The 24,210-nt window shown below is 72.3% G+C and carries 23 protein-coding genes and 1 pseudogene; 9 read left to right on the top strand and 15 right to left on the bottom strand.

Going from position 1 to position 24,210, the window contains the following annotated elements:
- Window positions 1–477 (bottom strand): hypothetical protein, encoded by a 477-nt coding sequence (locus ACZ56E_RS08305; RefSeq protein WP_471212326.1) that lies wholly within the window; start codon window positions 475–477, stop codon window positions 1–3.
- A gap of 153 nt (window positions 478–630) precedes the next feature.
- Between ACZ56E_RS08305 and ACZ56E_RS08300 the strand changes: the two genes are divergently transcribed.
- Together ACZ56E_RS08300 and ACZ56E_RS08295 are read left to right on the top strand one after the other, a co-directional pair.
- Complete coding sequence (locus tag ACZ56E_RS08300; protein WP_471212325.1) at window positions 631–1,287, top strand: ClpP family protease; 657 nt, start codon at window positions 631–633, stop codon at window positions 1,285–1,287.
- Window positions 1,288–1,300: 13 nt separating this feature from the next.
- Window positions 1,301–1,915, top strand: a pseudogene (locus ACZ56E_RS08295) (ClpP family protease); the annotation flags it as partial.
- A gap of 24 nt (window positions 1,916–1,939) precedes the next feature.
- Here ACZ56E_RS08295 and ACZ56E_RS08290 read toward each other — a convergent pair.
- Together ACZ56E_RS08290 and ACZ56E_RS08285 are read right to left on the bottom strand one after the other, a co-directional pair.
- Entirely contained in the window at window positions 1,940–2,332 is a 393-nt protein-coding gene (locus tag ACZ56E_RS08290) for a helix-turn-helix domain-containing protein (protein ID WP_471212323.1), read from the bottom strand.
- A gap of 62 nt (window positions 2,333–2,394) precedes the next feature.
- On the bottom strand, window positions 2,395–3,300 hold the full coding sequence (locus tag ACZ56E_RS08285) for a helix-turn-helix transcriptional regulator (RefSeq protein WP_468604875.1): 906 nt from the start codon (window positions 3,298–3,300) through the stop codon (window positions 2,395–2,397).
- Between the two features lie 129 nt (window positions 3,301–3,429).
- Between ACZ56E_RS08285 and ACZ56E_RS08280 the strand changes: the two genes are divergently transcribed.
- Together ACZ56E_RS08280 and ACZ56E_RS08275 are read left to right on the top strand one after the other, a co-directional pair.
- Window positions 3,430–4,482, top strand: coding sequence for an NAD(P)-dependent alcohol dehydrogenase (locus tag ACZ56E_RS08280; RefSeq protein WP_471212318.1), 1,053 nt, complete (start codon window positions 3,430–3,432; stop codon window positions 4,480–4,482).
- Window positions 4,483–4,613: 131 nt separating this feature from the next.
- Window positions 4,614–5,000, top strand: coding sequence for a VOC family protein (locus ACZ56E_RS08275; RefSeq protein ID WP_471212316.1), 387 nt, complete (start codon window positions 4,614–4,616; stop codon window positions 4,998–5,000).
- Here the strand turns inward: ACZ56E_RS08275 and ACZ56E_RS08270 are convergent.
- The 3 genes from ACZ56E_RS08270 to ACZ56E_RS08260 are packed head-to-tail and all read right to left on the bottom strand — an operon-like array spanning window position 4,982 to window position 6,639.
- Entirely contained in the window at window positions 4,982–5,788 is an 807-nt protein-coding gene (locus ACZ56E_RS08270; protein WP_471212314.1) for an alpha/beta fold hydrolase, read from the bottom strand. The two genes, ACZ56E_RS08275 and ACZ56E_RS08270, sit on opposite strands and share 19 nt — an antisense overlap.
- A gap of 6 nt (window positions 5,789–5,794) precedes the next feature.
- The gene (locus tag ACZ56E_RS08265) at window positions 5,795–6,259 is read right to left on the bottom strand and encodes an ASCH domain-containing protein (protein ID WP_471212312.1); all 465 of its coding nucleotides are present in this window, start codon (window positions 6,257–6,259) and stop codon (window positions 5,795–5,797) included.
- Window positions 6,256–6,639, bottom strand: a complete 384-nt coding sequence (locus ACZ56E_RS08260; RefSeq protein WP_471212311.1) for a winged helix-turn-helix transcriptional regulator — start codon at window positions 6,637–6,639, stop codon at window positions 6,256–6,258. Before ACZ56E_RS08260 ends, ACZ56E_RS08265 begins: the two co-directional genes overlap by 4 nt.
- Before the next feature lie 24 nt (window positions 6,640–6,663).
- Between ACZ56E_RS08260 and ACZ56E_RS08255 the strand changes: the two genes are divergently transcribed.
- Complete coding sequence (locus ACZ56E_RS08255) at window positions 6,664–7,065, top strand: YybH family protein (RefSeq protein WP_471212308.1); 402 nt, start codon at window positions 6,664–6,666, stop codon at window positions 7,063–7,065.
- Window positions 7,066–7,098: 33 nt separating this feature from the next.
- Here the strand turns inward: ACZ56E_RS08255 and ACZ56E_RS08250 are convergent, their stop codons facing one another.
- Entirely contained in the window at window positions 7,099–10,437 is a 3,339-nt protein-coding gene (locus ACZ56E_RS08250; protein ID WP_471212306.1) for a S8 family peptidase, read from the bottom strand.
- Window positions 10,438–10,677: 240 nt separating this feature from the next.
- On the opposite strand from ACZ56E_RS08250, the gene ACZ56E_RS08245 reads away from it, so the two are divergent.
- Window positions 10,678–12,369: an InlB B-repeat-containing protein gene (locus ACZ56E_RS08245; RefSeq protein ID WP_471212305.1), complete on the top strand. Its 1,692-nt coding sequence runs from the start codon at window positions 10,678–10,680 to the stop codon at window positions 12,367–12,369.
- An 83-nt stretch (window positions 12,370–12,452) separates the two neighbouring features.
- Here ACZ56E_RS08245 and ACZ56E_RS08240 read toward each other — a convergent pair whose 3' ends face one another.
- Both ACZ56E_RS08240 and ACZ56E_RS08235 read right to left on the bottom strand, forming a co-directional pair.
- Entirely contained in the window at window positions 12,453–13,718 is a 1,266-nt protein-coding gene (locus ACZ56E_RS08240) for a L,D-transpeptidase (RefSeq protein WP_468604860.1), read from the bottom strand.
- Window positions 13,719–13,997: 279 nt separating this feature from the next.
- Complete coding sequence (locus ACZ56E_RS08235; protein WP_468604858.1) at window positions 13,998–14,330, bottom strand: hypothetical protein; 333 nt, start codon at window positions 14,328–14,330, stop codon at window positions 13,998–14,000.
- A gap of 110 nt (window positions 14,331–14,440) precedes the next feature.
- Between ACZ56E_RS08235 and ACZ56E_RS08230 the strand changes: the two genes are divergently transcribed.
- From ACZ56E_RS08230 to ACZ56E_RS08220, 3 genes are read left to right on the top strand one after another with little or no spacing between them, the layout of a single operon-like run.
- Complete coding sequence (locus ACZ56E_RS08230) at window positions 14,441–14,761, top strand: LAETG motif-containing sortase-dependent surface protein (RefSeq protein WP_471212302.1); 321 nt, start codon at window positions 14,441–14,443, stop codon at window positions 14,759–14,761.
- Window positions 14,758–15,552 (top strand): inositol monophosphatase family protein, encoded by a 795-nt coding sequence (locus ACZ56E_RS08225; RefSeq protein WP_471212300.1) that lies wholly within the window; start codon window positions 14,758–14,760, stop codon window positions 15,550–15,552. The genes ACZ56E_RS08230 and ACZ56E_RS08225 overlap by 4 nt, the downstream gene beginning before the upstream one ends.
- Window positions 15,549–16,169: an AAA family ATPase gene (locus ACZ56E_RS08220; protein ID WP_471212298.1), complete on the top strand. Its 621-nt coding sequence runs from the start codon at window positions 15,549–15,551 to the stop codon at window positions 16,167–16,169. Before ACZ56E_RS08225 ends, ACZ56E_RS08220 begins: the two co-directional genes overlap by 4 nt.
- On the opposite strand, the gene hutH is transcribed toward ACZ56E_RS08220, so the two are convergent.
- The 6 genes from hutH to ACZ56E_RS08190 all read right to left on the bottom strand — a co-directional run bounded on the left by hutH (window position 16,150) and on the right by ACZ56E_RS08190 (window position 24,107).
- Window positions 16,150–17,688, bottom strand: coding sequence for a histidine ammonia-lyase (hutH, locus tag ACZ56E_RS08215; RefSeq protein WP_471213110.1), 1,539 nt, complete (start codon window positions 17,686–17,688; stop codon window positions 16,150–16,152). The genes ACZ56E_RS08220 and hutH overlap by 20 nt on opposite strands.
- An 84-nt stretch (window positions 17,689–17,772) precedes the next feature.
- Window positions 17,773–18,678, bottom strand: coding sequence for a hypothetical protein (locus ACZ56E_RS08210; protein WP_471212295.1), 906 nt, complete (start codon window positions 18,676–18,678; stop codon window positions 17,773–17,775).
- A gap of 114 nt (window positions 18,679–18,792) precedes the next feature.
- Complete coding sequence (locus ACZ56E_RS08205; protein WP_471212293.1) at window positions 18,793–19,950, bottom strand: GGDEF domain-containing protein; 1,158 nt, start codon at window positions 19,948–19,950, stop codon at window positions 18,793–18,795.
- Window positions 19,951–20,050: 100 nt separating this feature from the next.
- Window positions 20,051–20,848: an enoyl-CoA hydratase/isomerase family protein gene (locus tag ACZ56E_RS08200; protein WP_471212291.1), complete on the bottom strand. Its 798-nt coding sequence runs from the start codon at window positions 20,846–20,848 to the stop codon at window positions 20,051–20,053.
- A gap of 148 nt (window positions 20,849–20,996) precedes the next feature.
- On the bottom strand, window positions 20,997–22,175 hold the full coding sequence (locus tag ACZ56E_RS08195) for an adenylate/guanylate cyclase domain-containing protein (RefSeq protein ID WP_471212289.1): 1,179 nt from the start codon (window positions 22,173–22,175) through the stop codon (window positions 20,997–20,999).
- A 1,068-nt stretch (window positions 22,176–23,243) separates the two neighbouring features.
- Complete coding sequence (locus ACZ56E_RS08190) at window positions 23,244–24,107, bottom strand: biotin--[acetyl-CoA-carboxylase] ligase (RefSeq protein WP_471212287.1); 864 nt, start codon at window positions 24,105–24,107, stop codon at window positions 23,244–23,246.
- Window positions 24,108–24,210 lie beyond the last annotated feature (103 nt).

The following is a 24,210-nucleotide window of genomic DNA, read 5'->3' as shown; positions in this document are numbered from 1 at the left end:
TCAGTCGCCGACCCCGAGGTCCCGCCGCATCACGCGCCGCAGCTCGGCGATCGCCGCGTCGTTCCCCGCCTCCAGCTCGGCGTAGCTCTCACTGTCGGCCGTCACTCCGTCGAGGACGCGGTCCCGCGTCGTCCGCAGAGCGATGAAGGCCGACCTGGCGGCAGCCACGACATCGCGCGGGGCGATGATCGCCAGCTGGTGCCGGATTTCGTAGGCGCCCGGCACCAGAAAACGCTCCCGGACCTCACGCGCGTGCTCCTCGCTGCCAGGGGCCGCACCAACCGCCCCCTGCGCGCACTCGTGCAGCGCCGTGCGGACACGCGACAGCGCCGCCGTGTACTCCGCGTACAACTGCCTCCGCGTCGCCGTCTCACGATCCGCGCTCTCGCGCCGCCAACGGGCCCGGTCGGCGAGCAGCGTCGCGCCGACGCCGATCACCGCGCCCAGCAACGTACTTACCGGCGATATCCACTCCACGAGGACACGACCCTAACGGCGCCCGGCCCCGCCCCGGGCCCCTCTGCCCTCAGCGAATCTGCTGCCGGCCGAGATTTCTGACAGGTGGGCCCCCGCCGGTCAACAGTGAAGTCAGGGCGCGGCCTCGGGGCCGCCGAACTTCTGGGAGGCGTGATGTCTGTACGGGACAGTGGCTGGGACTCGGCGCGGCCGCGGGGTGAGGACGGGGAGACCGCTCCGTCGCGGTTCGACGACCATCTCGCCGCCCAACTGCTCAACCAGCGGATCGTGTTCCTCGGGACGCAGGTCGACGAGGTCTCCGCCAACCGCGTGTGCGCGCAGATGCTGTTGCTGTCGGCGGAGGACCCGAAGACCGACATCTCCCTCTACATCAACAGTCCGGGCGGATCCGTCACCGCCGGGCTCGCCATCTACGACACCATGCGGCTCATCCCGAACGACGTGGCCACGCTCGCCATGGGATTCGCCGCCAGCATGGGGCAGTTCCTGCTCAGCGTCGGCACCGCGGGCAAGCGGTTCGCGCTGCCCAACGCGCGGATCATGATGCACCAGCCGTCCGCGGGCATCGGCGGCACCACCGCCGACATCGCCATCCAGGCGGAGAACCTGGAGTTCACGAAGCGCACCATCGAGCGGCTCACCGCCGCGCACACCGGGCAGAGCGAGGAGACGATCTCGCGGGACGGCGACCGGGACCGCTGGTTCACGGCGGAGCAGGCCAAGGAGTACGGGATGGTCGACCACGTGGTCGAGTCGCTGGAGGACGTGCGGCCCGCGGGGTCGAAGCGCCGTATCGGCCTGGGCATCTGAGGAGGGGGACGAAGCAATGAGCCAGTACACCATTCCGACCGTCGTCGAGCGCACTCCGCAGGGCGGCGAGCGGGCGTACGACGTCTACAGCCGGTTGCTCTCCGAGCGGATCATCTTCCTCGGGACGGAGATCGACGACGGCGTCGCCAACGTCGTCATCGCGCAGCTGCTGCACCTGGAGTCCTCCGCGCCGGAGCGCGAGGTCGCCATCTACATCAACTCGCCCGGCGGTTCCTTCACTTCGCTCATGGCGATCTACGACACCATGAGCTTCATCTCCGCGCCGATCTCGACGTTCTGCGTCGGCCAGGCCGCGTCGACGGCGGCCGTGCTGCTCGCGGGCGGCGACCCGGGACGGCGCTTCGTGCTCGACCACGCGCGCGTGCTGCTCGGCCAGCCCGCGAGCCGCGGCCGGCAGGGCACGGTGTCCGACCTCACCCTGGAGGCGAAGGAGATGCTCCGGATCCGCTCGCAGGTCGAGGAGGTCCTCGCCCACCACACGCACCACGACGTCGCCACGCTCCGCGCCGACATGGACCGCGACAAGGTCTTCACCGCCCAGGACGCGGTCGCCTACGGCCTCGCCGACCAGGTGCTCAGCAGGCGGACCCTGCCCGCCGCCGCCTGAGCGGCGGCGGGCGGGGTCCGGCCATCAGGCTGCCAGGCGCACTTCGCCCTGGTAGGACGCCCTGGCCGGCCTCACGCGGGGAAGGCCGGCCAGGCGCGACTGGGCCAGTGAGAGAACATCGGACAGGCCGAGGCCGAGTGCGTGGGCGGCGGCCGCGAGGACCTCGGACGAGGCCTCCTTGCGGCCGCGCTCCACCTCGGAGAGGTAGGGCATGGAGATCCGGGCGGCGTCGGACACATCCTTGAGCGTGCGCTCCTGCGCGAGGCGCTCGGTGCGCAGGACGTCTCCGACGACGTCGCGCCAGAGGGGCTCCTTGGCATCGGACCGCCCCGGCTGTGCGGAGTTCGGCGCCGCCTTGAGCGGGCGCAGGTGGATGACGCGGGCTTCGTTCGCCTTCTGGGGCTCTTGGCTGCTCACTTCCTCAGCCTAGGAGCGATACGGCCGCGGGCGCAGCGTGCGGGGTTCCGCCGCCCGCGAAATCACTGGCTGCCCGGACTCCGCACCGAGCCCACCGACGACGCGTCCCGCCCCCAGCTGGCGAGCAGCCGCAGCCCCTGCGCGGACGCCGAGTCCGGCTCCGCGTGGTACATCAGCAGCGACTGGTCGCAGTCGTCCGGCAGGCGCAGCGTCTCGAAGGAGAGCGTCAGCTCACCCACCAGCGGATGGCGCATGCGCTTGACGCCGTGGCCCTTCTCGCGGACGTCGTGCGTGGCCCACAGGCTTCTGAACTCCTCGCTCTTCACGGAGAGTTCGCCGACGAGCGAGGACAGCTCCGGGTCGTTCGGGTAGCAGCCCGCGTCCATGCGGAGGTAGCCGACGATGTCCGACGCCTTCTTGTCCCAGTCCACGAAGAGCTCGCGCGAGCGCGGGTCGAGGAAGCAGATGCGCGCCCAGTTCCGCTCGGCGGGCGCGAGGTCGCCCCAGTCGCCGAAGAGCGCCGCCGCGAGCGCGTTCCAGCCGAGGATGTCGGAGCGGCGGCCGACCACGTACGCGGGCACGTCGTGGATGGAGTCCAATAGCTGCTGGAGCGCGGGCCGCATGGGCTGCGGGCGCGCGGCCTTCTTCTTCTTGAGCGTCTTGGGCTTCGCGAGGCGCGTCAGGTGGGCCTGCTCGGCGTCGGTCAGCCGCAGGGCGCGCCCGATCGCGTCGAGGACCTCGCCGGAGACGTTGCGGCCGTTGCCCTGCTCCAGGCGGGTGTAGTACGCGACGGAGACCCCGGCGAGCTGTGCGAGCTCCTCGCGGCGCAGGCCGGGCACCCTGCGGTGCCGTCCGAAGTTCGGCAGGCCGACGTCCTCGGGCTGCAGCCGCGCCCTGCGGGTGCGCAGGAACTCGCTGAGCTCGGCCCTGCTGTCCAGCGGCCGCGCCTCGGGGATCTCGTCGTCCATGCTTCCAGTATCCAGGCTCGGGTGCCGGGTCGTACGCCCCTGAGCCTGACCCCGCCAGTGGTAGGCACAGTGGTCGTAGGCAGAACGGGTGTCTGGGTGACGTCCCAGGTCAGTGGCAGTGTCGAAGGCATGACTGAGCAGATCACCACCGTTTCCGCCTACGCCGCTCCCGCCCCCGAGGCGCCCCTGGAGCGGACCACCGTGCCGCGCCGCGCCGTCGGCGAGACCGACGTCCTGATCGACATCAAGTACGCCGGGATCTGCCACTCGGACATCCACCAGGCCCGGGACGGCTGGGGCGAGGGCATCTACCCGATGGTGCCCGGCCACGAGATCGCCGGCGTCGTCACCGAGGTCGGCCCCGGTGTCACCAAGTTCTCCGTGGGCGACCGCGTCGGCGTCGGCTGCATGGTCGACTCCTGCCGCGAGTGCGAGAACTGCAAGGCCGGCCTGGAGCAGTACTGCGTACAGGGCAACGTTCCGACGTACAACGGGCTCGGCAAGGACGGCGAGCCGACCTACGGCGGCTACTCCACGCACATCGTCGTGGACGAGGCGTTCACCGTCCGCATCCCCGACGGGCTCTCCCTCGACGTGGCCGCGCCGCTGCTGTGCGCCGGCATCACCACGTACTCCCCGCTGCACCGCTGGCAGGCGGGCCCCGGCAAGAAGATCGCCATCGTGGGCCTCGGCGGTCTCGGCCACATGGCCGTCAAGATCGCGCACGCCATGGGCGCCGAGGTCACCGTCCTCTCACAGTCCCTGCGGAAGAAGGACGACGGCCTGAAGCTGGGCGCCGACCACTACTACGCGACCAGCGACGACGCCACCTTCGAGCAGCTCGCGGGCTCCTTCGACCTGATCCTCTCGACGGTCTCCGCGCCGCTGCCGCTGGACAGGTACCTGGGCCTGCTGCGCTCGGAGGGTGCCTTCGTCAACGTCGGCGCCCCGGAGGAGCCGGTCTCCCTCAACCTGTTCTCGGTGATCGGCGGCGGCAAGACCCTCGCGGGCTCCATGATCGGCGGCATTCAGGAGACGCAGGAGATGCTGGACTTCTGCGCGGAGCACGGGCTGGGCTCCGAGATCGAGCTGATCCGCGCCGACCAGATCAACGAGGCGTACGAGCGGGTCCTCGCCAGCGACGTCCGCTACCGCTTCGTGATCGACACCGCGACGATCTGACTCGGCCGCGCGCCCTAGACCTCAGGGCGCACCCCGGTGGGCCCGGCGACCGATGTGCCGCCGGGTCCGCCGGTCCTACCGTGGTTCCCGGACCGGAGAACGGCAGGACCGGCAGACCGGGAGGTCGCACGATGTCGATCGAGCTCAACCACACCATCGTCACGGCGCGGGACAAGAAGGCGTCCGCCCAGTTCCTCGCGGACATCCTCGGCCTGGAGGTGGGCCCCCAGTACGGGCCCTTCATCCCGGTGGAGATCCCCAACGGCGTGACCCTCGACTTCTACGAGGGCGACGGCGGCCCGTTCGTGCCGCAGCACTACGCCTTCCTGGTCTCGGAGGACGAGTTCGACACCATCTTCGGACGCATCAAGGAACGCGGGCTCACCTACTGGGCCGACCCGTACCACGAGCGCGTCAACGAGATCAACACGAACGACGGCGGCCGCGGCGTCTACTGGGAGGACCCGGACGGCCACAACCTGGAGATCATCACCAGGCCCTACGGCAGCGGGTCCTGAGCCAGAAACGCGAGCACCGGCCCGGTCGCCACGTCCGCGAACTCCTCGAAGTACGCGTGCCGGGCACCGGGCACCAGCAGCGTCCTGGCGTCCGGGATGCGGGCGGCGAGCAGCGGCGCGTTGGCCGCGGGGTTGAACGTGTCGTCCGTGCCGTGGACCACGAGCGTCGGCGCCCCGATCCGCGGCAGCGCGTCCCAGGCGTCGTGCCGGGCACTGGCCCGCAGATGGCGGCGGCGGGCGTACGCGGGCATGGTGGCGTCGCCCAGCGTGTGGAACGTCCGCCCGGGGTGGACGCGTTCCTGCTCGGCGAGCCAGGCCGGGGTGTACATCAGCTCCAGCAGAGCGCGGCGCACGGCGTCCGGGTCGGCCCCGGTCAGGGCCGAGCGGACCTCCGGGCCGCGCTCGACGCCGTGCCGGCCACCGGGCGAGGTGCAGCCGAGGACGAGGCGGCCGACGCGGGCGGGGTGATCGGCCGCGACCCACTGGGCGATGCGCCCGCCCATGGACGTGCCGTAGACGTGGGCGCGGTCGATGCCCGCGTGGTCGAGGACGGCGAGCACGTCACGGGCGAGGTTCGGGGTGCTGTACGTGTCGGTGTCCGGGCGGTCGCTCTCGCCGGTGCCGCGGTGGTCGAGTACGACGGTGGTGAAGCGGGCGGCGAAGTCGTCGCGCACCGGATCCCACCAGTGGTGGTTGTTGGACTGCCCGGCGATCAGCACCAGCGGCTCGCCGGAGCCGTGCAGTCGGTAGTGGATGGCGGTCCCGTCGGCCGCCCGGGCGAAGGGCATGGCCGGTCACTGTCCTCGCAGGTCGGCGACGAGGCGGAAGCGCTCCAGGACGAGCGGCGTCGCGTCGTCCACGGTGAAGCCGGGGTCGCCGAGCGCGGCCCGCATGTCGGCGCTGTGCCAGAACTCCTCGTGCCCCGCCCGCCATTGGGCCACCGTCCCGTACCCCTCGCCCTCGTCCACGGCGTGGGCGAGGTCCACGTCGCCGAGCGGCACGACGCGGACGTCCGTGATCTCGATGACGGCGACGGGCCGGTCGTCGGAGTCGACGACGGCCGCGCGCTCCCCGACGACGGGCAGCGGGTCGCCGTCCCGTTCGTAGTCGGCGAGCAGTCCCGTCGTCGAGGTCTTGGACCCGTCGAGGACGGCCGCCACGAGCCGGTCGCGCAGCGGACCGGGAAAGGCGAACTCGGCCGTGGGCAGCGGCTCCCGGCGCCCACCGGTGCCGCCCTCGCGCTCCGTGATCTCCGTCATGGGGTCACAGTAGGCGCCGCCACACCCCAGTCCCACAGCGACTGCAGGACCGTCGCCAGCTCCCGGCCGTGGGGCGTGAGCGCGTAGGTGACCGTGGAGGGCCAGCCCGGGGTGCGGGTCCGGTGGGCCGCGCCCGCGGTGGTCAGTTGGGCCAGGCGGTCCGTCAGGACCTTGTCGGACAGCTGCGGGAGCGCGGCGGCCAGTTCGCCGTACGTGTGGGTCTCGCGGCGCAGCAGTTCACGGACCACGAGCGTGGTCCAGCGGCCGCGCAGGGCGGCGAGCGTGATCTCCACGGGGCAGTCGGGGCTCGGGATGGTGACCTCGGCGCGGGCGTCGTCGGGCAGGCCGGGGCGCGCGCCGCTTACCGTTCGGTGAGTCACGAGAGGGCCTCCTACGGTGCAGCCATGACTTCCACGACGGTATCCACCCTGCCCACCCGCCCCGAGGACGTCCCCGCCGCGTTCGCCGCGCGGTTCAACAGCGGCGATCCGGAGGCCGTGCGCGAGATGTACGAGGAGGGGGCCGTCTTCGTGCCCGAGTCGGGCGTCGCCGTGCACGGCAGCGCCGGGATCGCCGCCGCGAACGCGCCCTTCCTCGCCCTCGGCCTGCCGATCTCCGTGCGGCCCCGGCACGTGCACGTCTCCGGGGATGTCGCGCTGCTCGTCGTCGACTGGGAGATCGAGGGCGACGAGGGCGGCGGGGTCGGTGCGACCGCCACGGACGTGGCACGACGCGGCGCCGACGGGTTCTGGCGATACGTGATCGACAGTCCCTTCGGCGCCGCGCCGTCAGAGGCGGGGGCCTAGCGGCCCGGCACCCCTACCAGTCGTCGTGCGCGTCTACTTGCCGTAGTAGGCGTTGTAGATCGACAGCGTCGACTTGTTGCCCTTCTTGTCCGTGATCTTGGCGTGGAACGAGATGCCCTTGTCCTTCGCCGGGTTCTTCACGTGGATCTTGCCGTTGGTGACCTTGGCCTTCTCCCACGTCTGCCCGTAGTCGTACGAGACGTACGCGGACAGGGACTTGAGGTTGGCGCCGGCCGCCGCACCCAGGACCTTGACCGGCACGTACTGCTTCTTGCCGGCCTCCGCCCTGCTGCTCAGGTCGACCGCCGGGCTGAACCGCGCCGTGGAGACGGGGAGCTTCGCGCTCTCCACCTTCTTGGAGCGGAACGTGAAGCTCGCGTCGATGCGCGTGGAGGCCGCGGCCACCTTGACGCTGCGCTTCACCGACGTCGAGAGCTTGTACTCGGCGTCGGCCGACGGCACCTTGAACGGCTTCTCGCCGGTCAGCGGGTCGGTGTTCTCGCCGACCTGGGTGCCGTTGCGGGACAGCGTCGTCTTCACCGACGTGTAGAGCGACGACCCCACGTGGGTCTTGCCGTCGGCGAACAGCGGGAGGTAACCCGTGATCTCGTTGCCGTCCCGGTGGACGCCGAAGTCACCGCCGATGCGCGGCCCGAACACGGCCGTGTTGAAGATCTTCTCGTAGCTGCCGCCCGCCTTGAAGGTCTGCGGGGCGCCCAGGCTGTAGACGGCCTCGACCGTCGGCCAGCCCTCCGCGTCGTTCGGGCCGTTCTGCTCGAACTCCAGGCCCCACTTCACCTTGTCGCCGGTGGACACGTACACCGTGCGGTTGGTGCGCAGCTTCGTCGGGACGGCGATGGACCAGCCGCCGCTGGTGTCGGGCAGCTCGCCGAACGCGCGGAGCGAACCCGTCTTGCCGCTCGTGGAGGCACCGAGACCGGCCTTGACCGTGGCCAGTTCACTCGTCTTGTAGTGCTTGGTGTAACCGGTGGCGAGCTGCTTCACCGCGCCGCCGGCGATGGTGTTGTACTCCGTGTTGTCGCCCTTGGTCCAGACGGCCGCCCACTGCTGGCTGAGCTTGACGCCGGTCGGGGCTGCACCGACGGCGCCGGTACGGAAGTTCTTGTACTCGTCGAGCAGCCAGCCGAAGCTGCTGGACAGGTCATCGGTCTCGACCATGTAGTCGGGCGCGGCCAGCACACCCTTGGCGTCGGTCGCGGGCACGGTGACGTCGACCGGCTTGGCGGTCCGCGCGTCGACCGTCACCGTGGTGTTCTTGGTGATGTCGAGCTTCGGCTGGGCGAGCCAGTCGACGCCCTTGCCGAGGTCCTCCAGGTCGACCGCGACGTTCGAGTCGAGGATGTAGCTGCCCTTGGGGACCCGCACCTTGACGGTGCCGGACGCGTCGTACGGCGACAGGTCCGTGCCGACGGCCAGGCCGAGGATGCCCTGGAGGGAGGCGGAGTACTGCTTGGTCGGCTGTCCGTCACGCCCGAGGTGCTTCAGCGTGAGGGTGTACGACTCCACCTCGCGGTCGACCGCGGCGGCGGTGCGGACCGACTGGCCGCCGCCGTTCGCCACGACGTACGCGGAGTAGGCGCCGTCCACGGTGCCGCCGAGCTTGGAGTCGGCGGTCAGGTCGACGGACGCGGTGCCGCCCGCGGGGACGGTGACCTTCTTCGCGCCCAGGGTGAAGAACCCGGCCGGGGCCGGGCGGCCCTTCGGGTCGGTGGCGGTCACCGTGAGGTCCAGGGTGACGTCGTCCTTGCCGAGGTTCTTGTACGTCACCTTCTTGGTGACCGGCTTGTCGTCGGTGTGCGGCCACTGCTGCGTGCCGAAGCTCACCGACACCGGGTCGGCGATCACCGTCTGCTTGATCGCCTTGTCCACGGCGATCCGGCCCGAACCCTGCTGGAACGGCGTGTACTTGCCGCCCTTGGTGGAACCGGTGAGCGCGCCCTTCAGCTCGGGCTGCTTCCAGTCCGGGTGCTGCTGCTTGAGCAGGGCGGCGGCGCCCGCGACGTGCGGGGCGGCCATCGACGTACCGGAGATCGTCAGATAGCCCTCGGGGTTCTGGCCGACCTCCTTCTCGATGACGGAGCCGGGCGCGGCGGCGGCCGTGATGTCCACGCCGGGCGCGGTCACGTCGGGCTTGATCGCACCGTCGCCGACCCGCGGGCCCTGGCTGGAGAAGTCCGCCAGCTTGTCGTTGTCGTCGACGGCGCCCACGGTCAGCGCGGCGTCCGCGCTGCCCGGCGAACCGACCGAGCCGACGGTGCCGTCGTTGCCCGCCGAGATCGCGAAGAGGATGCCCTTCTCCGCGGAGAGCTTGTCGACCTGCGCTTCGAGCGGGTCGACGCCGGGGGCGTCGGGGCCGCCGAGGCTGAGGTTGACGACGTCGGCGCCCTCGGCCACCGCCCAGTCCATGGCGGCGATGATGCCGGAGTCCTCGCCGTAGCCGTCGTCGCCGAGGACCTTGCCGTTGAGCAGCTTCGCCCCGGGAGCGACGCCCTTGAACTTCCCGCCGGACTTGGCGCCCGTGCCGGCCGCGGTGGACGCGACGTGCGTGCCGTGGCCGTAGCGGTCCTTGGCGTCCGCCGACTCCGTGAAGTTCTTCTCGGCCACCACCTGGTCCTTGAGGTCCGGGTGCGTGGCGTCGACGCCCGTGTCGAGCACGGCGATCTTGACGCCCTTGCCGTCGTACCCGGCGGCCCAGGCCTTGTCGGCGCCGATCTGCTTGACGCTCTTGTCGAGCGTCGCCTTGCGGATGCCGTCGAGCCAGACGTGCTCGACGCCGGACGCCGCGGTGCGCGCGCCGTCCTTGCCGCTGGTGAGCGCGGCCCACAGGTCGCCCGCGTCCTGCTTCGGCGTGCTGAGCGCGTCCGCGTTCAGCGCCTTCAGGGTCCTGCGGACGGTGGTGTCACCGGCGTCGCGGACCTCGGCCTTGGCGGCGGTGGCGGCTCCCTTGTAGCCGACGATGACCTTGAGGGCCTTCTTCTGCGCCGCGCGGTTGCGCTTCTTGTTCAGCTCCGTGACGTCGAACAGCCGCTGGTCGATGGTGCCGTCGGCTATCAGACGCTGCGCGTCGGCGGGTATCAGCAGCGTGTGTCCGCCGCTGCGCCGCACCTGTACGGGTATGTGCTCGCGGCCCTTGGCGCGCTCGAGTCCGACGACGCGGCCCTCGGCGTCGAGGACGGCGCGGTCACCGGTGATCAGCGTGACGCGGTCCTTGCCCACGGCGTTGCCGAGGGTGCCCTCCGCCCCGGCCGACTGTCCCGCGGCTGCCGGCGTCGCGGCCGCGGGGCTGGTCATGCCCGCCGCGAGAGCCACGGCGACCGCCGCGGCGACACTGGCTCCGCACGCTCTTTTCACTTGTCTGTGCAAGTCTCCCCCTGGAGGTTAAGGGGCTGCGGCCCCTGGAGGTCGAAGTATGCCGAGGGGCGAACACCTGCTCAATAGTGAGGCTGGAGTGCGGAGTTGATGCTGTCCGAAATTGGTGTGCCTTAACGGCAATTGGCCGGATCAAGCCAATTGAGTGCCGATGGCGCGCGCTCGGGTGATGTGCTCATGTCCGCGGTTGCCGCGCACCCCCGCGGTGGAACGACAAACGCCATGAGCCCGACGATCTCGACGCGACCTTTGCGCCCGCGCGGCGCGATCCGGCTGGCCTGCCTCTCCGCCGCCCTGTCCCTGACCACGGCCGCGTCGGCCGACCCGCACCCGCCGGGCCAGCGCCCCGCCGCGAACGGGACGGACGTCCTGCGAAGCGAGACGGACGCGACGGACGTACTGAGGGAACGCACCGTCGGCCTCGACCTCGCCGACCACCAGTGGCTGTGTACCTCCGGCGGCTTCGGCCGCCCCGCCGAGCACGCTCTCGGCCTCTTCCCGGGCATGCGGATCACCGTCGTCCAGGAAGGCCGCGAAGTGGACGGGGACACCGTCACATGGACCGGTCACGTCAAGGGGGAACCGGACCGGCGGGCGGTGATCGCGGCGAGCCGGGTGTGCGGGCACGACGACGGGACGCCACCGGAGACGCGCCCCGGCGCCCGCTCCACCCGGAGCACCGGGCCGGTCGTGGATGCCCTGATCGACCTGGGGGCGCGGGCGTACCACGTCACGACCCTGCCGGGAGAGCCGGGAGAGCCGGGAGCGCGGCCGCGGCTGCGGATCACGGAGGAGGACCCGCGGGCGCGCCGCGGCCCCACGCCCGACGACACCACCAGCACCACCAGCACCTCCGGCAACTCCGAGACCTCCGCCACCTCCGGCACCTCCACCGACGAGGGACCCGCTCGCGACCTGCGTGACTCCCTCGATGACCGCGCCCCGGCCGACCCCGCGGCGCCCGCCGTCATCGACGTCCTGGCCGGGCACACGCCGGCCGCGGTGCGGCGGGTGGGCGGCGAGCAGGCGATGGCGGCCCGCCTCGGGATGGCCGAGTCCTACATGAACCAGGCCCTCGCCGACAGTGGCGTGGCGGCCAGGATCGACATCGTCGGCAGGTACGACACCGGCTACCACGGTGACCAGACGGCCGACCTCATGCTGGAGAAGCTCTCCGACCCCACGGACGCCGACCTGGGCGCGACCGCGCACCGCCTCCGGGAGCGGCTGGGCGTCGACCTGGTCACCGTCGTCAACGACGTGCCCGTCGGCTCGTCGGGCCGGGCCGCCCTGCCCACCGGGGGCCGGATGGACAGCGAGCTCGCCTACTCCGCCGTCGACGTCCAGTCCCTGGTCAAGTGGTACAACCTCGGGCACGAACTCGGCCACAACCTCGGCCTGTTCCACGACCGCACCACCCTCGCCGGACACAACCGTCCCGGCGCCTACCGCCGGCTGCTCAACTCCCCGAGCGGCACCGGCTGGATCACCCCGCGCCGCGACCGCCACTCCCTGATGGCCTACGCGCAGAGCTGCGGTGCCCCCTGCGGCCCCGTCAACCAGTACTCGAACACGCAGAACACCGTCGACGGTCAGCCGCTGGGCGACGAGGACAACGACAACGCCTCCCTGGCCCGCAGGACCGCCCCGATCGTCGCGGGGTACCGCACGTCGGGAGTCGCCCGCGTCCGCCACCCGCTCACGCTCGAAGCGGCTCCGAACGGCACGGTCCGCCCCGCCCTCCACGGCCCCTACGCCCCCGGGACCACCGTCGGCCTCACCGCGGAACCCGCCGCCGGATACCGCGTCGCCGCCTGGGTGGTCGACGGGGAGCGACGCGACATCACCGAGGAGGACGTGACGCTGACGATGGACCGTCCGTACACCGTGAGCGCGGTCTTCGTCCCGGTCTGAGCGGAGGCGGACACAAGAACGGCCCGCACCCGGTACGGGGTGCGGGCCGCTCAGAGATCAGAGACCGGAGGCCGGACGAGGGGTCAGACGGCGGAGCCGGCCTTCCACTGCGCCCAGTCCATGTTCCAGCCGTTGAGGCCGTTGTCCGGGGCGATGGTCTTGTCGCCGGTGTTGCGGACGTCGACGACGTCACCGGTGATGGAGTTCTCGTAGAACCAGGAGCCCGGGGTGCTCTTGTCGTTGGCGCCCTTGGCGTCCTGCAGACCGATGCAGCCGTGGCTGGTGTTCGCGCCGCCGAAGATGGAGGGCGAGCCCCAGTAGTTGCCGTGGATGAAGGTGCCGGAGCTCGACAGACGCATGGCGTGCGGCACGTCCTTGATGTCGTACTCGCCCTTGCCGTCGCCGTCCTTGAAGCCGACGGTGGCACCGTCCATGCGGGTCTCCTTGAACTTCTCGGAGATCACCATCTTGCCGTTGTACGTCTTGTTCTCGGGCGAGCCGGCGGAGATCGGGATGGACTTCACGACCTTGCCGTCCCGCGTCACCTTCATCGTCTTGGTCTTGGCGTCGACGATGGAGACCTGGTTGCGCCCGATCTTGAACTGGACGGTCTTCTGCTGCACTCCATAGACACCGTCGGCACCCTCGACTCCGTCGAGGTTCAGCTTCAGGGTGACGGTGGAGTTGCCCTTCCAGTAGTCCTCGGGGCGGAAGTCCAGACGGTTCGCGCCGAACCAGTGGCCGACGATCTCCTGGCCGCTGTCGGACGACACCTTGACCGCGGACTGGACTTCCTTCTTGTTGGTGATCGCCTTGTCGAAGTTGATCGACACGGGCATGCCGACGCCGACCGTGGAGCCGTCCTCGGGCGTGAAGTTCCCGATGAAGCTGTTGGCCTTCGAGACGGTCGTGAACGCCGAGTTCTCGTGCGCCTTGCGGCCCTCGGAGTCCTTGGCGGTAGCCGAGATCTTGTACTTCGTGGCGCGCTCGAGCTGGCCGCTGGGCTTCCAGCTCTTCTTGTCGGCCGATATCTGCCCCTGGACGGCGGCGCCGCCGTCGGCGGGCTTCATCGTCACGTCCGTGAGCGTGCCCTCGGTGACCGTGACCTTGGCCGCGCTGTTGATGCTTGCGTTGTCGGAGCCGTTCTTCGGGGCGATCTCGATCCGGGCGGCAGAGGTCTTCTTGGCCGCCGCCTCGTCGACCTGGTTCTGCGACTCCTTGCCGCCCGAGGCCTTGTCGCCGTCGTCGCTGCTGCACGCCGAGAGCACGAGCACGCCGCCCATCAGGGCGGACACGGCCGCGACGCTCCTGCGTCCGCGCCCGAGCCTGCGAGGCCTACTGTCCGTCATCACACGCATCTCCATAGTTGCCGAATCCCCGAACTCCCCCCGAGATGTCCCGCTGTCCCGGGAGTCCCCGTAACCCCGCATAACGTCCTGCCCGGTTCGTCCCGTTCCACATCTGCGGAAAATGTGGGGAACACCACGTCCGCGGTACTGGATCACCGGTACCGGAACGCTCCCGTCGATCACCGCGCACGCTGAGACGACGGAACCCCGGGCGGCGGTTGCTGCCCGGGGTTCCCGATTCCGGATCCTTCAATCAGGATCCGTCCCACCGCTCACGCCCTACAGCTCGTCGTCCTCTTCGTCATCATCCTCGTCCGGGTCCCAGTCCGGCGAATCGGGGTCGTAGTCGATCAGCTCGCTGCTCCAGGAGGCCCGGGTGAGCTCGGTCCCCGGCACCTGGCTGACCATGTCGAAGGGGTCCACGAGGTAGGCGAGCGCCTCGGCGACGTCCTCCTGGACGGCGGTCTCGGCGTGCGCCCGCTCCTCGGCCGGCATGTGTGCGTCCTCGGCGATGCGGCCGAGGGCGGCGCCGGTCAGCTTCTCGGCGTCACCGACCTCGACCACCATTTCCACCCGTAGCCGTACAAACCGTGATGTCTCGTCTCCACTCATACGACGGAGCGTACGGCCCCCGCCCCTCGCGACTTTCCCGCGACCCGCACCTTTCATTAGCATCGCCCCACACGGCCAATTCGCCAGCGCCACAAGGGGGATCCGATTCCGTGTCCGCACGCCGATCGTTGCTGACCACCGCCGCCGCGGGAGCCCTTCTCGGCGCCCTGTGCTTCGTCCCCTCCGCGAACGCGACCTCCCCCGCGACGCCCGAGACCCCCCGGGACGACCGCCCCGCCGCGTCGTCCGCGACCGCGACGTCCGCCCGCCACGAGGCCCAAGGGGCCACCACCACGGCCTCGGCCCACCTGGCCGAGACGGGCGGCTTCGACACGACTCCGTACGTGGTGGGCGGCACGGCGTTCCTGAGCCTGGGCGCCGGCTTCGTCGTCTTCTCGGTACGCAGGGAAAGGTCCCCGCGCGCGGCGTGAGCGACTCATACGCGTATGCCGATGACGTCGAGGTCGCGACAGCCGCGGCATGTGCCGGGGCGGACGTGGTGCGTGCCCTCTACGGCCGGCGGCTCGACCGCTTCGACAAGGGCGCGGGGGACTTCGCCACCGCTGCCGACGTGGCGGCGGAGAAGGCGATCCTCGACGTCATCCGTGCCGCCCGGCCCGAGGACTCGCTGCTCGGCGAGGAAGGCGGACAGCAGGGTGCCGCGGACGCCGCCCGCCAGTGGCTGGTCGACCCCCTGTGCGGGACGTTGAACTACGCCGTCGGCAACATGCTCGTCGCCGTCAACGTCGCGCTGCGCGACGGGGCCGCGGCGGTGGCCGACCCGTTCAGCGGCGAGGTCTTCTGCACCGACGGGACCACGGCCTGGGTCCGGCACGAGGAGGCCGACACCCCGCTCTCCCCCACGTCGGCCACCCGCCTGGTGGACGTCAACCTGGATCCGCCGTTCCCGAGCGCCCCCGGGTTCCGGGCCGTGGACCTGCTGGCCGACCCCGACTTCGTCGCCGGGTTCCGGCCGCGGGTCGTGTCCACGACGCTGGCCCTGGCCTGGGTCGCGGCCGGCCGGCGCGCCGCGTACGTCACCGACGGCGGCGACCTCTCGCAGAGCGTGCACTTCGCCGCGGGCATCGCCCTGTGCCGGGCGGCGGGATGCGTGGTCACCGGGGTCGACGGCGCCCCGATCGGCCCCGGGAGCCGCGGACTTGTGGCGGCGGCGGACGCCGAGACCCACGCGCGACTGCTGTCCCATACGCTCGCCCCGTGACGCACGCACCCTGGGACATCCTGCTGATCGGCGGCGCCTCCGGTGTCGGCAAGAGCCGGGTGGCGGCCCGGCTGGCCGAAGCGCACCGCGCCTTCGTCGTCGAGTTCGACGACGTCGTCGAGGCCGTACAGACGATCACCACCGCCGAGCAGCACCCGGGGCTGCACCTCTTCGACCAACTCGGCGACCCCGCGGCCCTGCCCGCCGACCGCGTGCTCGACCTGCAGATCGCCACCGCACGCGCCCTGGAGCCCGCCGTCCTCGGCGTCGTGCGCAACCGCCTCACGGTCGACGTGCCCGCCGTGGTCGAAGGGGACTACCTCACCCCGGCCGCCGCCGCGCGGGCCGTCCGCGAGGGGAGCGCCGCGGGCCGGCGCGTGCGGGCCGTGTTCGTGCACGAGGGCGACCCGGAGCGGATCGCCCTCAACTACGCCGCGCGGGAGCCGGAGCACGGGGTCCAGCGGGAGCGCGCCGAGGTCAGCGCGGCGTACTCGCACTGGCTGCGCCGCGAGGCCGCCCCGCACTCCCTCCCCGTGCTCGACGCGCGCCCCTGGGACACCCTCGTGCCCCGCATCGGGGCGGCGCTCGCGGAACCGCTTACGCCAGCGTCCCCGTGACCGGCTCCACCGCCGCCACGAGCGCACCCGCGCGCACGAACGCGTCCGCCGCCGCGAGGTCCGGCGCGAGGAAGCGGTCCGGGCCCGGACCCTCCAAGCCCGCCTTGCGGACGGCCTCGATGACCGCCTGCGTCGCCGGCGCGGGAGTGAGGCCCTCGCGGAGCTCGACGGCGCGTGTGGCGGCGTACAGCTCGATGGCGACGATGCGGGTGAGGTTGTCGACGGCCGTGCGGAGCTTGCGGGCCGCCGACCAGCCCATCGACACGTGGTCCTCCTGCATCGCGGAGGACGGGATGGAGTCGGCCGAGGCCGGGACGGCGAGCCGCTTCATCTCGCTGACCAGCGCCGCCTGCGTGTACTGGGCGATCATCAGGCCGGAGTCGACGCCCGCGTCGTCCGCGAGGAACGGCGGCAGGCCGTGCGAGCGGTTCTTGTCGAGGAGGCGGTCCGTGCGGCGCTCGGCGATGGAGCCGAGGTCGGCGGCGGCGATCGCGAGGAAGTCCAGGACGTACGCGACCGGGGCGCCGTGGAAGTTGCCGTTGGACTCCACGCGGCCGTCGGGCAGGACGACGGGGTTGTCGACGGCGGCCGCCAGCTCGCGCTCGGCGACGAGCCGGGCGTGCGCCATCGTGTCCCGGCCCGCGCCCGCGACCTGCGGGGCGCAGCGCACCGAGTACGCGTCCTGCACGCGCGGCGCGTCGTCCTGGTGGTGGCCGGTGAGGCCCGAACCGGCGAGCACCGCCAGCATGTTGGCGGCGGAGGCGGCCTGGCCCGGGTGCGGGCGGATGGCGTGCAGCTCGGGGGCGAGGACCTTGTCCGTGCCGAGCAGGGCTTCGAGGGTGAGGGCCGCCGTAATGTCCGCGGACTTGTAGAGGGTCTCCAGGTCGGCGAGGGCCATGATCAGCATGCCGAGCATGCCGTCGGTGCCGTTGAGGAGGGCGAGGCCCTCCTTCTCGCGGAGCTCGACGGGCGCGATCCCGTGCGCGGCGAGGAGCTCGCCCGCGGGCCGCACCACCCCGTCGGGCCCCTCCGCGTCGCCCTCGCCCATCAGCGTCAGCGCGCAGTGGCTGAGCGGCGCGAGGTCGCCGGAGCAGCCCAGCGAGCCGTACTCGTGGACGACGGGCGTGATGCCCGCGTTCAGGACGTCGGCCATCGTCTGCGCGACCTCGGGGCGCACGCCCGTGTGGCCCGAGCAGACCGTCTTGAGGCGCAGGAACATCAGCGCGCGGACGACCTCGCGCTCCACGCGCGGGCCCATGCCCGCCGCGTGCGAGCGGACGATGTTGCGCTGGAGCTGGGCGCGGAGGTCGGGGCCGATGTGGCGGCTGGCCAGGGCGCCGAACCCGGTCGAGACGCCGTACACCGGCTCGGGCTTGGCGGCGAGCGCGTCGACGATCTCGCGGGATGCGGCGAGCGCCGCCAGCGCCTCGGCGGAGAGTTCGATCCGTGCGTTTCCGCGCGCGACGGCGACGACGTCCGCCGCGGTCGTCCCGGAGGTCCCAAGGGCCACGGTGCCCACGCTGTGCATATCCATATTCAGCAGCGTACGGACTGAATCGCCGAGTGTCACGGGTGGATTCGGCGGGAGCCACTTACCGCGAGGTCAGCCGCGGCCGAGCGCCCCGCGGAACGTGATGCCGTGATGACCCCGCAGCCTGCGGATCTCCCACACTGACAGCGCGGTCACGGAGACCGGGGCCCCGAGCATGAACGCGTAGAGGACCGTGGGAGGCGCGGCCACCACCGCGTCGTCGAAGAACTGCAGGACCGCCAGGCCCCACAGCAGCACCGGCGAGAGGACGGGCGGCAGGAGCTCGTGGATCGCGCCGGCGCGGAAGCAGCTGTTCACGGCGTACACGAGGAGCGCGACCGTGTAGACGAGGGCGACCAGGATGCCGACGAGGGCCGCGGCGCCGGCGGCGAAGGAGAGGAGGTAGTAGAAGAGGACGGTCAGGAACGAGCCCTGGTTGTCGGTGAGCCCGATGCCCTCGCGCAGCACGTACCCGCAGAGCCAGACCGCCCCCGCGCCCGCCGCGAGCGCCGCGAGCGTGCCGAGCGGCTGGACGGACCGGCGCAGATAGACGCGGCGCAGCGAGGCGTCGGCGAGGCCGGTGAAGAGCGCGGCGGCGACGAGGATCGCGACGACCGCGCAGCCTGCGGCGATCACCAGGTCCTCGATCTTCCCCATCACGAACTCCTCCCGTCCCTGCCGCAGCGGATAGGCGAAGACGAGCCAGACGGTGGCGCCGAGGCCGAGCAGCGTCCGGGCGGACTGGAGGGCGGTGATGGTGCGGTCCTCGACGGCGCCGGGGCGGTCGGGGGTGCCGAAGCGGCGGGCGAGCCCGAGGGGCTGCGCGGCGGCACCGCGGACGCCCCGGGCCGGGGGCCGGGGGCGGGTGGGGTGCGGGGGGTTCGTGGGGTGGGTGGTCGTGTGGTGGTACGCCGCCGGGTCCCCGTACCCGTATCCCTGGCCGTACCCCTGCCCCTGCCCGTACCTCTGATCGCTCAACGCCCGCTCCCCCGCGCGGTCTTGTGCGGTCCCGCGTACCGCGCGGCCCGGCTTCCGGGCGCGGCACACCCTAACTGATCATGCTCATGCCGCCGGTCGGAGGTGCGTCGCCCGCTAGCCGGAGGTGCGCCGCCCCCGGAACCTCCGCCGCTCTCCGGCCCAGGGGACACCGGGGGGCGAGTCGGCGAGGCGGACCACCGGGTCGTCCGCGCCCTCCCGGCCCGCCACCACCGGCTTCGCCGCGCGTGCGGCCTTCGCGCGGTACTGCGCCGCGTCGGCGAGGCGGAAGAGGCGGCGGGCCGAGCGGACGGGACCGATCGGGTCCCCGGTCGACGCGACACCGCAGGCGACCCCGTCGCCCAACTCCAACTCCGCCGCGCGTACGCAGAGTTCGTCGGCGGCCCGCACCACCTCGTCGGCCGTGGGGCCGACCGAGAGCAGGCAGAACTCGTCGCCGCCGAGGCGCGCCGCGAGCGCCCCCGGCAGCATCGCGCCGCAGAGCGAGAGGACCGACCCGAAGCGCTCGAGGAGGCGGTCGCCGACCGCGTGGCCCTGGGTGTCGTTGACCTGCTTGAGGCCGTTCAGGTCGCAGACGACCAGGCTCACCACGGCCCCGTCGGCGAGGTGCCGCTCCACCGCCCGGTCGAGCCTGAGGTCGACGGCGCGGCGGTTGGCGAGGCCCGTCAGGGCGTCCGTGTAGGCGAGGCGGCGCGCCTCCTCCAGGCGCTCCGTCTGCGCGATCCCCGCGGCCACCACGGCGGCGAGGACCGTCGCGAAGTCGGCGTCGGCCCGGTCGAAGACGGGGGCGCCCGGCGGGCGCGCCACATACAGCTCGCCCCACGCGCGCCCGTGCAGCACGACCGGCGCGACGACGCAGCAGCCGCGGCCCCTGCGGCGCAGCGCGGCCACGCGCTGGTGGCAGTAGCCGGGCGCGCGGGAGTCCGCCGGGCCTTCGGCCGTCTCGACCCAGGCGTGCGGTTCGCCGCCGCCGGCCCAGTGCTCGTGCAGGAACTCGGTGATCTCGGGGAAGCGGTTCACGGGATACGCCTCGTTCTCCGGGAACTCCTCCTCGCCCTGGACGCGCTCGCCGGCGTTCACCAGGACCCGCAGCCGTCCCATGTCCCGCTCCCAGACGGAGAGCGCCGCGAAGGTGCCGTTCAGCGCGCGGCAGGCGCCGGCGGCGGCCGCTCGCCAGGACTCGCGCGGAGTCTGCGCGGCGGCCATTCCCTGCGCCAGCTCCACCACGGCCCGCAGCCGGACATCCTCTCCCATTTCCCCAGGTTAGGAGGTTTGCACCGGTTTGGAACCTCGAGCCGTCACGGAACGTGAGGCTCCGAGGGGCGCGCCCCTGCTCCCCAGGCCACTCGGGCTTTTACTCTCCAGGCCACTCCGGCTTCCGCTTCTCGTTGAACGCCGCGACGCCCTCCGCCCGGTCGCCCGAGAAGGCCACCGTGCGCCACGCCGCGTCCTCGACCTCCAGACCCGCCCGCAGGTCGAGGCCGTGGCCGAGGCGCAGGGCGCGCTTGGCCGCGCGCAGGCCGACTGGCGAGTTCGCGGCGATGCGGGCGCCGAGCGCCAGCGCCTCCGTACGGGCCTCGCCCTCCGCCACCAGCAGGTCGACCAGGCCCAACTCCCTTGCCTCCGCGGCCTCCACGCGGCGCGCGGAGAAGATCAGCTCGGCGGCGCGGGCGGCGCCGACGCGGCGCGGCAGGAGCTGGGTGCCGCCGCCGCCCGGGATGACGCCGACGGAGACCTCGGGGAGTCCGACGACCGCGGTCGGGTCGGCGACGATCATGTCGCAGGAGAGCGCGAGCTCGAACCCGCCCCCGAGTGCGAAGCCGTGCACGGCCGCGACGGCGGGCATGGGCAGTTCCAGTACGCCGGTGTAGGAGGCCCGCGTCGTGGGGCGCTGGCGGCGCAGCTCGGCGTCGCTGAAGGAGTTCCGCTCCTTCAGGTCGGCGCCCACGCAGAAGGCCCGCTCGTGCGTGGACGTCAGGACGACGACGCGGGCGTCCTTGTCGTCGTTGAGCGCGGCGCAGGCGGCCGCGATGGAGCGGGCCATCTCGGAGGAGACGGCGTTCATCGCCTTGGGGCGGTCCAGGACGAGCTCGACGACGTGGCCGTGCCGCCTGACCGCCACGTACTCCCCGTACCGCTGCTCGTCACCCATGACGCCTCCTCCACCTTCCGGTTAACGACCGTTACCCGGGGATCATGTCAGCCGGGCGTCGCGCCGGAAAGGGGTGGTGGGGGGTGGTGGGGCAGCCGCGCGTGCGCTCCAGGAACCGCGCGTGCGCTCCAGGAACCGGGAGTGCGCTTTAGGAGCCGCGGCGGGCCAGCAGCCACGGTTCGACGACGCCGAGACCGCGGACGGGGCGCTGCCACATCGGCTGGAGCGCAAAACGGTAGGTGGGCGGCTCCTCGCCCTCCTTCTCGGCGACGGCCGCCGCCTCCGCGGCCTCCGTCTCGGAGGCCGGCGCGTCGCCCGTGCGCGTCAGCTCCTCCGCGAAGGCGCCGTCCACGAGGACCGCGTCGCGAGGCGCTATCGAGGTCAGCCTGCTCGCGAGGTTCACGGTCGTGCCGAAGACGTCGCCCATGCGGGTCGTCACGGTCCCGAAGGCGATGCCGACGCGCAGCTCCGGCATGGTCTCGTCGTTGGCCATGGTCTCGATGAGCCGCAGCGCGATCTCCGCGGCGACGCCCGCGTCGTCGGCGGCGTACAGGACCTCGTCGCCGAGGGTCTTGATGAGCCGTCCGCCGTGCGCGGCGACGAGGTCCGCAGCCGTCGTCTCGAAGGCCTCGACGAGCTCGCCGAGCTCCTCCTCCTCCATGCGGCGGGTCAGCCGGGTGAAGCCGACGAGGTCGGCGAAGCCGACGGCGAGCCGCCGGTCGACCATCTCGTCGTCGTCCGCGGCCTGCACGACGCGGCCGGTGGCGGCGGCCAGCTGGCGCCGCCACACGTACACGAGGAACTCCTCCAGCTCGGGCAGGAGCAGCTCGATGAGCGGATACGTGACCTCGGTGCGGGTCATGCCGGGCTCCGGCGGCTCCGTCAGCCCCTCCAGGAAGGAGTCGATCTGCCACTCGGCGAGCCGGGCGGTGGTCTGCCCGGTCGACCGGGCCACCTGGACGGCCATGGCCTCGCTGAGCAGGCCCGCCTCGACGAGGCCGGCGAGGCGGCGCAGGGCCAGCACGTCCGCCTCGGTCAGCGCCTTGGCCTGGCCGATGTCGGGAAAGCCCATGGCCCGCCAGAAGCGGGACGCCAGCTCCATCGAGACGCCCGCGCTGCGGGCCGCCTGGAAGGGGGTGTAGCGGCGGTCGGCGCCGAGGATCAGCTGTTCCAGCCGGAGGGCGAGCGGGTCCCTGTCCGCGCCGTCCTCGCTCTTGTCGTCCACGTCGGGCATCTCGGGCGGCCCCGAGACGTCTCTCGCACCGTCCGCGTCCGGCGCCGCACCGGGGTGTGCACCCTCGCCGGAGCCCGTGTCGTCGACGGTCACGCCTGCTGCCCTTCCGATCTGCCGCGGTCAGGTATCGACCGGCGTCAACTTTACGGCAGGTGTGCCGCAGCTCACTCCCGACTCCCCCGAGGGGTCGCTTGACGGGGTGGGGTGGCGGGACTTCCCCTCCGGGGAACGCGACGTCGGGGGGGTGCGCCGCACCCCCTGCCCTACGTGCCCCACAGGCCAAGCCCCGCCCCCCACCTGCCCCCCTCAGGCACACCGTGACTGCCCACACAATCCCCCGCGCTCCTGCCCGAGGGGGCAATCCCGTCCGACACCTGCGAGCGCGCGGTGGCTGGCCGCGCAGTTCCCCGCGCCCCTAAAAGCCCCACGCCACCCCACGCCACCGTAGGGGCCCGCCCCAACAGGCCGTCGAGCCCCCGCAGGCGCATCGTGGCTGGTCGCGCAGTTCCCCGCGCCCCTGAAAAGCCCCAGCCCATCCGCCCACACCACGTCCCCTGGGGGACTCGCCGCACTAGGCCGTCGAACGCCCGCGGGCTCGTCGCGGCCGGTCGCGCAGTTCCCCGCGCCCCTAAAAGACCCACGCCACCCGCCACACCACGCCCCCGACGAACGCCCGCAGGCGTGTCGTGGCCGGTCGCGCAGTTCCTCGCGCCCCTGAAGGCCCGCGCAACCCGCGCCACCGCAGGGGCCCGCCGCAACAGGCCGTCGAACGCCCACAGGCGCGTCGTGGCTGATCGCGCAGTTCCCCGCGCCCCTGAAAGACCCACGCCACCCGCCACACCACGACCCCGCCGGGACCCACCCCCACAGCCCGTCGAACGCCCGCGGGCACGTCGCGGCCGGTCGCGCAGTTCCCCGCGCCCCTGAAAGGCCCGCGCCACCCCGCGCCACCGCAGGGGCCCGCCGCAACAGGCCGTCGAACGCCCACAGGCGCATCGTGGCTGATCGCGCAGTTCCCCGCGCCCCTGAAAGACCCACGCCACCCGCTACACCACGCCACCGCCGGGACCCGCCCCCACAGCCCGTCGAACGCCCGCGGGCACGTCGCGGCCGGGCGCGCAGTTCCCCGCGCCCCTCGGGCGCCCCCCCGGGGCCGGGGGCTTACGGCGCCGGACGCAGGTGCACGATGTCGGCTGCGGCCACCGGGTGTTGGATGCCCTCCTCTGTCGCCAGAATCAGGCGGCCCGTGTCGTCTAGGGCTACTGCCTCGCCGGTGATGGAGTCGTTGCCGGGGAGTTCCGCGCGGACCTTGCGGCCGAGGGTTGCGCAGCCTGCGGCGTAGGTTTCCTGGAGGCCGGATGTGGCCGGGTCGCCGGTGGCGGCGCGCCAGTCGTCGTACCAGCGTTCCAGGGAGCGCAGCACGGCCCGCAGCAGCGGGTCGCGGTCCGTGGTGCGCGCGCCGGCCAGGGCGAGTGAGCCCGCCGTCGGGACGGGCAGCTCGTCGTCGCGCAGCGTGACGTTGAGGCCGACGCCGATGACGACGCCCCCGCCGTCGGGGGACCCGGCGCGCTCCACGAGGATGCCGCCGGCCTTGCGCTCGTCCTCACCCACGGTCACCAGGAGGTCGTTGGGCCACTTGAGTGCCGTGTCCACGCCGGCCGACCGTGAGAGCCCCGTGGCGACGGCGACGCCGGTGAGCAGGGGCAGCCAGCCCCACCGCTCCACCGGCACCTCCGTGGGCTTGAGGAGTACGGAGAAGAAGAGGCCCGAGCGCGGCGGCGCCGACCACCGGCGGTCGAGGCGGCCGCGCGCCGCGCTCTGCTCCTCGGCGACGAGCACCGCCCCCTCGGGAAGCTCGTCGGCCCGCGCCGCGAGGTCGGTGTTGGTGGAGCCGGTGACGGGCACCACGTCGAGGGAGGACCACAGCCCACCGTCCCGCAGCAGCGCCCGCCGCAGCGAGGCGGCGTTCAGCGGCGGCCTGTCGAGGTCGGACCAGCGGTTGTCTTCAGCATCTGGCGGCGTCATGCAAGCCACCTTAGGTGTGGTAAACGCCGCACTGCCGAACGGTATGCGCGCCGATACGCTACGGGTCAGTAGCCAGCCGCACAGCCGTAGACAAGCACCTTTG

The organism is Streptomyces sp. NPDC039480, assembly GCF_055597165.1.
The sequence above is the reverse complement of the archived record's forward strand: the minus strand, read 5'-3'. Positions and strand labels throughout refer to the sequence as shown.